This is a genomic window from Colwellia sp. MT41 (genome assembly GCF_001444365.1).
GTDB lineage: Bacteria > Pseudomonadota > Gammaproteobacteria > Enterobacterales > Alteromonadaceae > Colwellia > Colwellia marinimaniae.
This window is the reverse complement of the sequence record NZ_CP013145.1, coordinates 3,730,557-3,742,783: the sequence shown is the minus strand read 5'-3', so window position 1 is coordinate 3,742,783 and position 12,227 is coordinate 3,730,557. Positions and strand designations below refer to the sequence as shown.

At 40.1% G+C, this 12,227-nt stretch carries 8 protein-coding genes; 2 read left to right on the top strand and 6 right to left on the bottom strand.

Annotated elements, in window-relative coordinates:
- Positions 1-9 precede the first annotated feature (9 nt).
- From pdxA to CMT41_RS15805, 3 genes are all read right to left on the bottom strand, one after another.
- The gene (pdxA, locus tag CMT41_RS15815) at positions 10-990 is read right to left on the bottom strand and encodes a 4-hydroxythreonine-4-phosphate dehydrogenase PdxA (RefSeq protein ID WP_057182571.1); all 981 of its coding nucleotides are present in this window, start codon (positions 988-990) and stop codon (positions 10-12) included.
- The gene (surA, locus tag CMT41_RS15810) at positions 990-2,291 is read right to left on the bottom strand and encodes a peptidylprolyl isomerase SurA (protein WP_057182569.1); all 1,302 of its coding nucleotides are present in this window, start codon (positions 2,289-2,291) and stop codon (positions 990-992) included. The genes pdxA and surA overlap by 1 nt, the downstream gene beginning before the upstream one ends.
- A 73-nt stretch (positions 2,292-2,364) precedes the next feature.
- Positions 2,365-4,677, bottom strand: a complete 2,313-nt coding sequence (locus CMT41_RS15805; protein WP_057182567.1) for an LPS-assembly protein LptD — start codon at positions 4,675-4,677, stop codon at positions 2,365-2,367.
- A gap of 170 nt (positions 4,678-4,847) precedes the next feature.
- Here CMT41_RS15805 and djlA point away from each other — a divergent pair, with 170 nt between their 5' ends.
- A complete protein-coding gene (gene djlA, locus CMT41_RS15800; RefSeq protein ID WP_057182565.1) occupies positions 4,848-5,672 on the top strand; it encodes a co-chaperone DjlA in 825 nt (274 codons plus the stop codon).
- A gap of 126 nt (positions 5,673-5,798) precedes the next feature.
- Here the strand turns inward: djlA and CMT41_RS15795 are convergent, their stop codons facing one another.
- From CMT41_RS15795 to rapA, 3 genes are all read right to left on the bottom strand, one after another.
- Positions 5,799-6,761 carry a DUF3530 family protein gene (locus CMT41_RS15795; protein WP_058027804.1) on the bottom strand — a complete coding sequence of 321 codons (963 nt, stop codon included), beginning with the start codon at positions 6,759-6,761 and terminating at the stop codon, positions 5,799-5,801.
- A gap of 61 nt (positions 6,762-6,822) precedes the next feature.
- Positions 6,823-7,506 carry a pseudouridine synthase gene (locus CMT41_RS15790; RefSeq protein WP_057182561.1) on the bottom strand — a complete coding sequence of 228 codons (684 nt, stop codon included), beginning with the start codon at positions 7,504-7,506 and terminating at the stop codon, positions 6,823-6,825.
- A gap of 73 nt (positions 7,507-7,579) precedes the next feature.
- On the bottom strand, positions 7,580-10,507 hold the full coding sequence (gene rapA / locus CMT41_RS15785; RefSeq protein ID WP_057182560.1) for an RNA polymerase-associated protein RapA: 2,928 nt from the start codon (positions 10,505-10,507) through the stop codon (positions 7,580-7,582).
- A gap of 235 nt (positions 10,508-10,742) precedes the next feature.
- On the opposite strand from rapA, the gene CMT41_RS15780 reads away from it, so the two are divergent.
- Positions 10,743-12,194, top strand: a complete 1,452-nt coding sequence (locus CMT41_RS15780; RefSeq protein WP_232299976.1) for a PhoH family protein — start codon at positions 10,743-10,745, stop codon at positions 12,192-12,194.
- Positions 12,195-12,227 lie beyond the last annotated feature (33 nt).

Here is a 12,227-nt window from a genome sequence, read left to right as displayed (position 1 = left end):
TTCGTTAAACTATGTGTTATTAGCTAAGTTGATAGCATTGCGCATTGCTTCAATAAAGCTGCCCGAATCTGCGGTGCCTTTGCCAGCAAGATCTAGTGCTGTGCCATGGTCGACAGATGTGCGAATAAAAGGTAGACCCAAGGTAATATTTACCGAAGCGCCAAAGCCCTTATATTTTAGTACCGGCAGCCCTTGATCATGGTACATGGCTAAAATAGCATCCGCTTTAGCCAGGTATTTCTCTTGAAATATAGTATCAGCAGGTAAAGGACCAATGATATCAATACCTTCGGCGCGCAGCTCGGCAAATGCTGGTATCATTACGTCTATTTCTTCACGTCCCAAATGACCATCTTCTCCGGCATGAGGATTGAGACCACAGGCATAAATTTTTGGCGATTTGATGCCGAATTTTTCTTGTAAATCGTGATGTAAGATACGGGTTACTTTTTGTAGACGTTCAGTAGTGATTGCTTTCGCAACGTAGGCTAATGGTATATGTGTGGTGACTAGAGCTACCCTTAAGCCCTCTGTCGCCAGCATCATAACTACGTCGGTACAATTAGCTTGGTTGGCAAAATATTCAGTATGGCCACTAAAGGCAATACCGGCTTTGTTTATCAGACCCTTGTGTACTGGACCCGTAACTATGGCATCAAACTCGCCAGAGATGTTCTTTTCACTGGCAATTCGCAACGTTTCTATCACATAAGTACCGTTGGCAATGTTTAATGTACCGGCGATGCTAGGCTGTACAAGCTTAATATCAAGCACGGTTAGACTGCCTGCTTTTTGTGGGCTTGCGGGCACATGCTGTTGATAATCGATTATGGTCAATGGCAAAGAGAGTGCTTTTGCACGCTCTAACAGCAAATCTTTTGAAGCAAGTACCACCATTTCTACCGGCCAATCTTGCTGGGCAATACTAATAACTATATCTGGACCAATACCTGCCGGCTCGCCTGGGGTGATTGCAATGCGAAGAGTCATTACTTATTATCCTGTTCGAAAATTTCAATGTAGGCTTCATCTCTAGTTTCTTTCAACCAGCGAGCACTCTCCATACCATATTTACGGTTAAAGAGAATTTGATAAGCACGGGTTTCATTCATTTGTGAAGTGGCATCAATCATGCGACGTTCATTTAACTGAATTATATGCCAGCCAAAAGAGGAGCGAAAAGGTTTATGTAGATCACCTGCTTTCATTGTGGCTAAAGCGTTTTTAAAGGCAGGATCGTAGCTGGTTGGGTCTGCCCAACCTAGATCACCGCCACGTACTGACGTCGGCCCTTGGGAATGTTCTTTAGCTAACTCGGCAAAAGTGGCTTCACCGGCATTTATTTGCTTTAAGAAGCCTTGTAGTAATGCTTTTGCTTTGTCATCACTTAAAATAATTGAGGGTTTAATTAATATGTGTCGAGCTCTTACTTCTTCAATCTCAACAACTTTTAGGCCACGAATATCTAAAACTTTAACTATGCTATAACCTAACCCAGTACGGATGGGGCCGACCACAGTATCCTTAGGTTTTTCGTTAATTAACTCTGAAAATAGTGTCGGTATTTCATTAATATTTTTCCAACCCAAATCACCACCTTTTAAGGCATTAGCATCACCTGACGAGGTAATAGCTATTTTGGCAAAGTCTGAGCCATCATTGAGTAATTCCACCACCTTATTAGCGCGATTTTTTGCCGCGGCTAATTCCTCTTGATTAGCATTAGCCGGGAATTCAATTAAAATATGGCCTAGATGGTATTCTATATTATTAGTAGTTTGCTCCTTCATCACAGTAATTAAATTCGCTATTTCCTGTGTAGGGATAAAAATTCTGCGTCTGACACTATTACGGGTTACTTCACCAGAAATTAACTCGGTACGGACATTCTCTCGGTATTTCTCATAGCTACTGCCGTCACTAATCACCTTTTGGCGAAATTCAGCTAAGGTCATATTATCGTCTTTAGCCATATTGCTTATGGTTTGATCAAGCTGAGCATCACTAATCTGGATACCCATACGCTGGGCCATTTGAGTAAGCAGGCTGTCAGTAATTAACTTATCCATCACTTGGATACGTAAAGCTCTATCAGAAGGTAAGCTTTGGTTATTGCTTTTAGCTTGTCGCTTTATATTGGCAAGTAAATCATTCACTTCTGATTCAAGTACAACACCGCCATTAACAATGGCGGCTACTCTATCGAGTAACTCTTCATTGGCGTGAGCGGGTGTTATAGCGCTTATGATAAGGCTAGAGACTAACAGTATTGTTTTAATTGTATTTTTCATTATTTAGGTCTTGTTTTATATTTTATATTTTAAATTTTCGAATGGCGCTAATATTTCATGTTAATTTTGCAAACTAATTTTGTAAGTAATAAGGACGTTTATAACCAAATATGCTCTTATTAAACATCTCTTGCGTGCCAATCGCTGATTGCTTGCCATCTAAACCTTTAATGATGAACTTGATGCTAATGCCAGTATCAAACTCTTCTCGACCATCTGCAGCAAAGCTAGCTGGGTCTAAGTTAGAGTTAATGTGGCGATGATAGGCTATTCGTACGGCCCAACAACAGCTTTCATACTGAAAACCTGCGTATGATTCTAAACTTCGATTTTGTTGTAAATCTTGCGTTAAACGGCCAACAAATGCCCAGTTTTTGTTAATAGCGAAGCTAGTTAATAACGACACTTGTTCTAAGCTATCTCCTGAGACATTACGAGTATAGCGATGGTTCAATTGTACCAGGTTATATTTATCCAGTTGGTAATCTACCTTAACTTGCCCTTTGTTGGTAAAGTCCTCTAAGGTATTATATTGAATATCGCCACTTACTTGCCATTGATGATTTATCCGGTAAAACAAGTCAGCAGCTACCGATGATTGCTTATCGTTAATGGTGTCATTATCAGTTAACAGGGGGTCATTGGCAAGACCCGTATTGTTATCACCAAAATATTGAATACGACCAATACTAACTCGCACTATTTCCAAGTTTTCATCATCAAGTAATCGGCTGGTAATCCCCCAGGTATATTGGTTCGCTGCTGCGATTCTATCTAAACCACTATAACTGGTATCACGAAATATGCCGTGGAAATCATCTTGTAAGAGAGTGGTATCATATAAACCTATGTTAGATTGATCTTTTTCTGGCACGTACAGGTATTGTAATTGCGGTTCTAGGGTATGGCGATAGTTTTGCCCAAAAGCAACTAGCTCTCTATCGAAATTAATACCACCGTGGATACGTAACTTAGGTAAGGTTCTTGTGACAGTCTCATCCAAATTACTACCTTGAGCAATATTATCTTGCTGGTAATAGGTGTGCATTAATTTAACTTCGGAATTTAAAAACCAAGCAGGTCTAACTATTGGTAAGATAAAACCAGCCTCAATATGGTAACGCTTTGCTTCGACTTGATCTTTTTCTGATGACTGGAAATTGGTTATTTCAGAATAAAGCTCAAATTGACCCGAGACAAAGTTTAACGGTTGTTGGGCTGATAACTCGAAGTGCGGTAATGTTTTATAACTTGGTTGATGCTCACCTAATACTTCAAAATCTTGCAACTGTAACTTCGCTTGCCATTGCTTACCAAAGTAAGCCAACTCACCTGTTTGATAGAGGTAAGCATCATTTGAGTTATATTGCTTACTGCCAATATCGACTAAATAATTATCATCACTGATGGTGGTATAATCGACATAAGCACGGAAATTTTCAGAAAAAGTACCGACATGTTGAAAGCGAGCTAAATAACGTGGGTCGTTATTAGACTTTATCGCTTGGTCATTATCTAAATATTCAAGATCAATTTGACCCGATTGCATAGCCATCATATAACGGAATTCAGTTTGTAATTGCAGACCACGTTTAGACATATAGCGTGGCGTAATGGTGGCATCAAAATTTTCGGTAATATTGAGGTAAAACGGCACGGTAACTTCTAAGCCAGTATTGGTGGTTGTTTCTATTTGCGGGTAGAGAAAACCGGTCAAACGTTTTTTCGAAATCGGAAAAGAAAAATAGGGCACATAAAATATTGGTACATCTAAAATCCTAAATTGTGCATGATAAGCTTCACCAAAATCGCCACTAGCAGATAAATTAATTTCAGCGGCTTTTATTTGCCAGTCAGGCACTTCTTGCAAGCAGGTGGTGAAGGTAGAGTCGATTAAACTTAGTACCCCATCACCGTCTATGGATAAACTTGCTGCTGTGCCATGTCCAGGGTTGCCATGGAGTTGATATGAAGCGGAAGTCATGGTAGTGGCATTATCTATTTTACTGGCACTAAGGGTGTCAGCAAAGATGTTAATTTGTTTACCCTGGTAATGGATATTGCCAATGGCTTCTATTTGCATTTTCAAACGATTAAAGGCCAGTTGGTCGGCAAGTATTCTTTGGCTTTTATCGACCAAAATAACCGAGCCAGTGAATTGAGCTATTTGATCTTGTTTAATACTAGCATGTAATGATGAGATACGGATTTTGTCATCCAGAATCTCAGGTATGTCAGTGGCAATATCATCAAATTCAGCTACTGTGCAGAGCATTATTTGAGTTTCAGGCGCTGGGTTTTTTATATCGGCGTCAGCTTGCGCGAATTTTGGCAAACATGCTAACAGCACAACTAAGGTAAAATTTAATGTCCGGGGAAAAAGCATCTATGGTCCGATAAATGGTGAAAATGTTTATAAATTGATTTTCTAATGATGAATTCAAGTATTTTAACGGCTAATTGCTTTATGATATAGCAATTTTTTTAGTTGGACTAAATTCTTCTGCCATAGTTCAACGGCAAACTAGCCATTATTTTTAAGGAATGCGCAAGAATATGCATATTTGGGGTAAAGTTTTAGGTTTTTTGTTTGGCTTTATGCTGAGTAAAGCACTGTTTGGCGCTTTAATTGGTCTCTGGCTTGGTCATATTTTTGATCGCGGCCGTGGTTTTAATTTTAATGGTTTATCTGGCGGTAAAGAAGATGACGTTTCTAGGCAAGCAGCTTTCTTTTACACTACTTTTTCCGTTATGGGGCATGTAGCCAAAGCTAAAGGGCAGGTGACTAGCCATGAAATTGCTTTTGCTCGAGCTTATATGGATAAACTGGGGCTAAGTAATGAATTACGTCAGCAAGCTCAAGATGCCTTTCGTGAAGGTAAATCCGCTGGCTTTCCGCTTCAGGACCGTCTGGTAAAATTTAAACGTTTGATGGGTAATCGACATGATTTATTGTTGATGTTTTTAGAGATTCAAATTCAAGTGGCTTTTAGTGACGGTGAGTTAGATAGTGCCGAGCGTGCTGTTTTACATACCATAGCTAAATTTTTAGGTTACTCAGGCCGAGAGCTTGATAATTTACTGGAAATGATTGTTGCAGGTGCAAACTTTCAGCAGCAGTCAGGTCGAAGCTATCGTCAGCAAGGCACTGGCGCTGCTCCAGTCAGTGGTCAACAATTAGCCAATGCATATAAAGTATTGGGTATTGATAAAAATGCCGCCATGCCAGTGATCAAAAAGGCTTATAAAAAATTAATGTCTCAGCATCATCCCGATAAATTAATCGCCAAAGGTCTACCACCAGAAATGATGGAGAGTGCTAAACAAAAAACCCAAGACATTCAAGCTGCCTATGATGTCATTGTTAAGCAGAGTAAATAGCCTAGCTATAAACTTGATATAGGTAAAATCATTTTAATTGCGTGTTTAATTGCGTGTTTCATTGCTGTTATCCCAGCTAGGATGATTTTTTGCTGAATAGTGTTAACCTTATTGAAATAATTAACTTTACCAGCCAATAGCTTTTAGCCAGCCATTAATTTGAATCAATAACTCCTTTTCTGGGTAATAACCGGTAATGTAGTTATTTAGCTGGCGCTGACGGTAATACACTTTCATCTCTTGTTTGGCAAAAGATTTTCTTTGTGCTGCTTTTGCCAATACCAGTGGGTTATCGTGTTTAAGGTACAGATCAAGTACCGGCAGTTCAGTAAACGCTAATTGACGGGCAAATTTTTCATTGACGCTGTTGGTAAGGCCTGGATTACTTTTTCTATAACTACTTAGTAATATCAGTGCATTCGGTAATTGGTTGCCTGCTTCACTATATAAATCTACTAATAAAGCCGCATTATTTCCCTGGGCAATCACCAGCACTATGCCTGGGTATTCTTTGGCCGTATTCATCACCGCATTAAGCATAGCCCCAAGTTTATTTTTATAATTTTTAAGGATTAATTTGTTTTCTTTTTTTTGCTCACTCAATGTTATCGCTGATGAGGGGTAATTCTCTGGTTTATTATTCGGTTGTATGGCAATAGTGCTCCAACCCTCAGCGGGCAGGGCATTACGTAAGTAATTAATGGCTTTGGGGTTGGTGGCCCCTTGCTGCCATTCAGGTAATAAAATCGCAACGCCTTTACTATTGGCACTGGTATACCTTTTTACTAGCGTTAAATAATCGTTTGGCCCAGCTAATAGTGGCTTTACCTGCTCAACTGACAAATAATGTTTAAGGTCTGCTTTATGTTGCGTTGTTAGCGCGATAGGTTTTTCTATCGTGTTGGCACTGTTGGCACTGTTGGCATTAGTAGCGGTCTTTGATGTTTTTTCTTGTGCAACATCAGCCTTTTTTTCTTCGGCAAAAATAGTGTTTGTTGAGCAGATAAAAGTAAGAGCGCCGATAAACAAGCCCCGTAGTTTGCGGCTGATTTTATTTGGACTTATGTTATCTATACTTGTCTTTTGCACAGTTGTTCCTCTACCGGGGGGATTGTACTTGCACCTTATATCGACCAAATAATAAATAGTCTTAAATAAATGGGCACGGCGCGTTAAAAGTAATGGCTTGCTCAGTGCTTGGATGAAACAAACTTAACTTTAAAGCATGGAGCTGTAATCTGCTGCTCATGGTTAATGCTGGTTCAGCAGCATAAAGTCTATCGCCTAAAATAACATGACCTAAGGCTAACATATGCACCCTAAGTTGATGTGATCGGCCGGTAATGGGGGTCAATTCAAGCAAGGTGCTTGCGTGTTCATCGGCTGATTTACTCTGGCTAAGCACCCGATAATGCGTTAATGATTTTTTACCGTTTTCAAAGTCAACTTTTTGTTTGGGCCTATTGGGCCAATCACAGCTCAAGGGTAAATCAACACTGCCTTCAGCTTGCTCTACCAAACCAAAAACTCGAGCAAGGTAACTTTTTTTTGTTTTTCTTTGCTCAAATTGACGGCTGATGGCAACGTGTGCCGGCTTGTTTAATGCCATAATCATGATGCCAGAGGTTGCCATATCCAGCCGATGCACGATAGTTGCAGTAGGAAATACTCTTTGTACACGATTTTGTAAACAATCTTGGTGTTCAGGCAAACGCCCAGGCACACTTAAAATGCCACTGGCTTTATTGAGGACAACAATATCATCATCTTGGTAAATAATATCAAGGTAAGGTGACATAGGTGGTAAATAGATAAAATCTGGGTTTGCGCTCATTATTTTCTCATTAAGTCAGGGCAGGGTTATGTCCTAAACAACTTAGCCCTGCGCCATTAATCTAATACAATTATTAATGTGTAACCACTATCATGCGAATGGCTTCAAAGGTCAATTGTGCTTTATCAATATAGTGGCTTAATTCCTCTTGTTGTTGACTAATAAAATCAATCTCTTCTTGGCGTACACTTGGGTTAATTGCTTTTAACGCCGTCAACCTTTGTAGCTCTAAGGAAAGTTTGTTTTTCATCGCCGCTAAAGATTTTTCTTGAATCGCAACAATATGTTTAGCGCCATGCGCTTCTGCTTTCGCTACCAAAGGACTTATTTGCGATTTAAGTGCTTTGATAAGCTGTAATGCCATTTGTTTTTTAACCGGTAATAATTGCTTATCAAGTACTTGCTCACTGACCTTATCGGCTAAATCATTACCATTCTTATCTACTAGAATACGAATAGGTGTAGTAGGTAAATAACGACCTAGCTGTAAATGAGCTGGTGCGGTTGCTTCCACGGTAAATATGCACTCTAGGAAAAATGTCCCTACAGCTAAGGCTTCATTTTTAAGTAAGCCAATACTGGCATTACCAATATCATCACTCAAAACTAAGTCCATAACCCCACGCACCATAGGGTGATCCCAAGTTAATAATTGGTAGTTTTCATTAACTAAGGCGGTATCTCTATCAAATGTTATGGTGGTACCGTCTTCCGGTAAACAGGGGAAGTTATTATTGAGCATGTGCTCGCTTTGATTTAAGGCAATGGCATTATCCGCTTTATCATCTTGCTGCACACCAAAAACATCGAATACTTGAAACATAAACTGCGGTAAGGCGATATCAACATCAGCTTGTTGAATTTTTTCCACCAGTTCATGAGCTCGCCCTTGACCCGAAGAGTTCAGCTCTAATAACTTGTCTCGGCCAGCCTCTAGCTCTGCTTTAATGGTTAAGTGCTTTTGCCAAGTATCACTAATCAGTGATTCGGCCTCAGTTGATTGTTGCTGGCAGCTTAGAGCTAACATAAATAACGGCTCGCCAAAGGCTTCAAAAATCACTCGGCCGGTAATGCAGGTGTGCTCAAATGCTTGCATGCCTTGATGGTACCAATCAAATAACAATTGTTGGGCAGAATCGGCAAAGTAAGGCACATGAATGCGAATTACCTCAGTTTGGCCAATACGGTCTAAGCGACCTATACGCTGCTCTAATAGGTCAGGATTACGGGGTAAATCAAAAAGTACTAGATGATGGGCGAATTGGAAGTTACGCCCTTCACTACCAATTTCAGAGCAAAGCAATAGTTGCGCACTATCTTCGTCTTGAGCAAAATAAGCGGCCGCTTTATCACGATCAAATATCGATAAACCTTCGTGGAAAACCGCGCTGCGAATACCTTCTTTAATACGAAGTACGGCTTCTAAATCAATGGCTGTTTGCGCGTGAGCACAGATGACTAATACTTTTTCTTTTTTAAGTGACTGTAATAGTTCAATTAAATAATTAACTCTAGGATCGAAATCAGTCCAATTGCCACTTTGTTGAGTTAAACCATGGAGCATTTCCGGGGTGAAAATATATTTAGCCTGTTTTGATTTAGCTAATGCTTCCGGGCAGTCACTCGTCATTAATTCATTGATGTTGTGGTGATATTGCTCCGGCATTTCCAGTGCCACGGGCACGACTTTTCGAGCGGGAAAACCTTTAATGGTATTGCGAGAGTTTCTAAATAAAATACGACCAGTACCATGTCGATCGAGTAACTGTTTTAATAAGTTTTGGCGTACTTTTGCTGATATTATCGGTTCGGCTTGATTTAACTCGCTTAGCTGGGTACTGATATCGCATTCTTTTAATAAATCAGTCAGTGTTGTTTCTTGCTCGACGGTAAGTTTTTCACCGTCGACTAGCGCATTAGCGGCATCAGCAACTTCGCTATAATGCGACTCTTCTTCAATAAATTTTTGATAATCATAAAATCGGTCGGCATCAAGTAAGCGTAAACGGGCAAAGTGACTCTCATGACCTAATTGATCAGGAGTGGCAGTTAACAATAAAACGCCAGGGATAACTTGGGCGAGTTGCTCTATACATTGGTATTCAATGCTTGGCTTATCTTGTTGCCAGTTTAAGTGGTGCGCTTCATCAACGACCATTAAGTCCCAGTCCTCACTGAGCAGTGCCTCATACCATTCTGGGTTATTAGTAATAAAACCTAGATTAACCAGTACTAGTTGCTCGGTACTAAAAGGGTTAGCCTTTTTGCCATCAATATAATTATCTTGGCTAGTTTCAACACAGCGTTCATTATCAAAAATACTAAAATTAAGGTTAAAACGGCGCTGCATTTCTACTAACCATTGATGCATTAAAGACTCTGGTACTATGATGAGAATTCTTTTAGCACGACCAGTGACTAATTGCTGATGAATAATTAAACCAGCTTCAATGGTTTTACCCAAGCCCACTTCATCGGCGAGTAACACTCGCGGAGCAAAACGATTACCTACTTCATCGGCAATGTAGAGTTGATGTGGTATCAAGCTAACACGACCGCCGGTTAGGCCGGTTAAGTCAGATTGTTGTTGTTGATATTGATGTTGTAAGCAGTCTTTACGTAAGCGAAACCAATCTAAACGGTCTACTTGGTTATTAAGTAAGCGGTCGTGAGGTTTATTGAATTTAATAAAGTGATCTATCATCACTTCCTTCAAGCTTACTTGCTCTTTGGTATCTTGACGTATGCCTTGATAAGTCAAAATGCCATGGGCTTCACTTTGTGATTCTACTTTTAATAACCAGCCTTCATGGCTGGGAACAAGATCTCCTTTATTAAAGATAACACGCGTTAACGGGGCATTCTCTTTTGCATATTGGCGAGACTCCCCCGTTGCAGTATAAATTATATTAACAAAGCGGTGTTCAACCCCGGTTACTGTACCCAATCCTTGATCTGATTCACTGTCACTGATCCAACGCTGACCTACCTGAAATGGCATAAACTTATTTCTCCGACGATTGCTTAGTACTTAGCTTATATTTACTTAAAAGCGAGACTAAGCCTTAAAAAATTGGGGTAAAAAAAGGGCGCTATAATACTCTTTATCATAGACGGAATCATTAAAAAATTTCACTTGCCTCAAGATAATTAAGAGATCACTGTGAATCAGCTATACTTTAAGTGCTGTATTGCTCTTTTATATTTGTTTTGTCAGTGACTCACGGAGATTGCCCATGACTAAAGAGAATATGAATAATGAGAATATATTAAGTGAGAAATTAGCCCATCCGTCTTCAGCCGAAGATACCGCCGACCAAAAAATTATCTACATTCTAGATACCAATATCCTTTTGCACGAACCTTTCGCTTTTTTATCCTTTAAAGAACATGATGTGGTTGTACCCATGACCGTGCTGGAAGAACTCGACTCCATTAAAGATAGGCGCAAAGATGTCAGTCGTGATGCTAGGGTCGCTATTCGAGCGCTTGAAGATACTTTGCGCGATGCTACGCCAGAGCAAGTGCTCGCTGGGGTAAAACTACCACAAAATGATGAGCAGCATCCCAGTGGCTGTCTCGCCATTATTAATGATTATGCCTTAAAGCAAACAGCGAATATGCTATCTTTTAATGAAAATGATAATCGCATCATCAATGCTGCTTTGCATATTCAAAAGAAAACGCCAGATAAAAAAATTGTGTTAGTGACTAAAGATATTAATATGCGTTTGAAAGCTAAGGGCGCAGGGCTGGCGCATGTTGAAGATTATCGAACTGATCAACTCATTGATGATATCCAATTCCTCACCAAAGGCTATCATCACTTTGACGGGGATTTTTGGCAAAATATTCAATCGGTAGATACTGAGACAGAAGGGCGGAATACCACCCATTATGTGGCGCGCGATAGCGTGCCCTTAGCTTATATTAATGAGTATTTATTAGATGATGGTGACAGCTTTGCTGGCAAAGTGATTGGCTGGGATGACGATCGCCTTGCTATATTAGATCTTGGTCGAGAGCGGTTGTTGGCTAAAAATGCTTGGGGTATCCATCCTAAAAATATTTATCAAGGTATGGCGATGGACGCTTTACTCGACCCTAATATTGATTTAGTTATTCTTACTGGACCAGCAGGCTGTGGTAAAACCTTACTTGCCTTAGCAACTGCCCTAGAGCAAGTGATAGAAAGAGGCTTGTATGACAAAATTATTGTTACCCGCAGCACCCCTGAAATAGCTGAATCCATTGGTTTTTTACCAGGCACAGAAGAAGAAAAAATGGCGCCATGGCTCGCCGCGATAACTGATTCTCTGGAGGTCTTACATAAGCAAGATGAAAGTATGCATGGCAGCATGAATTACATTATGGATAAAGCCAATATTCAGTTTAAGTCGGTGAATTTCATGCGCGGCCGTAGTATTCAAAACTCGCTCGTGCTACTCGATGAGTGTCAGAACTTAACCGCGGCTCAGCTAAAAACTATTATCACCCGCTGTGGTGAAGGCACTAAAATAGTGTGTTCAGGGAATTTGGCACAAATTGATAGTAACTATTTAACCGCAGTAACCTCAGGGTTAACCTATATTGTCGAACGTTTTAAAAACTTTGAGGGCAGCGCCACCATTAATTTAAATGGTGTGGTGCGTAGTCGACTGGCTTCTTTTGCCGAGGAAAATTTATAACGGATGTAACCTTGGTACCCAGTTGAGTAAATA

Excerpts from the sequence above, each read along its gene's own strand:
- pdxA (WP_057182571.1), bottom strand. The coding sequence starts at position 990 with ATGACTCTTCGCATTGCAATCACCCCAGGCGAGCCGGCAGGTATTGGT.
- surA (WP_057182569.1), bottom strand. The coding sequence starts at position 2,291 with ATGAAAAATACAATTAAAACAATACTGTTAGTCTCTAGCCTTATCATA.
- CMT41_RS15805 (WP_057182567.1), bottom strand. The coding sequence starts at position 4,677 with ATGCTTTTTCCCCGGACATTAAATTTTACCTTAGTTGTGCTGTTAGCA.
- djlA (WP_057182565.1), top strand. The coding sequence starts at position 4,848 with ATGCATATTTGGGGTAAAGTTTTAGGTTTTTTGTTTGGCTTTATGCTG.
- CMT41_RS15790 (WP_057182561.1), bottom strand. The coding sequence starts at position 7,506 with ATGAGCGCAAACCCAGATTTTATCTATTTACCACCTATGTCACCTTAC.
- rapA (WP_057182560.1), bottom strand. The coding sequence starts at position 10,507 with ATGCCATTTCAGGTAGGTCAGCGTTGGATCAGTGACAGTGAATCAGAT.
- CMT41_RS15780 (WP_232299976.1), top strand. The coding sequence starts at position 10,743 with ATGACTAAAGAGAATATGAATAATGAGAATATATTAAGTGAGAAATTA.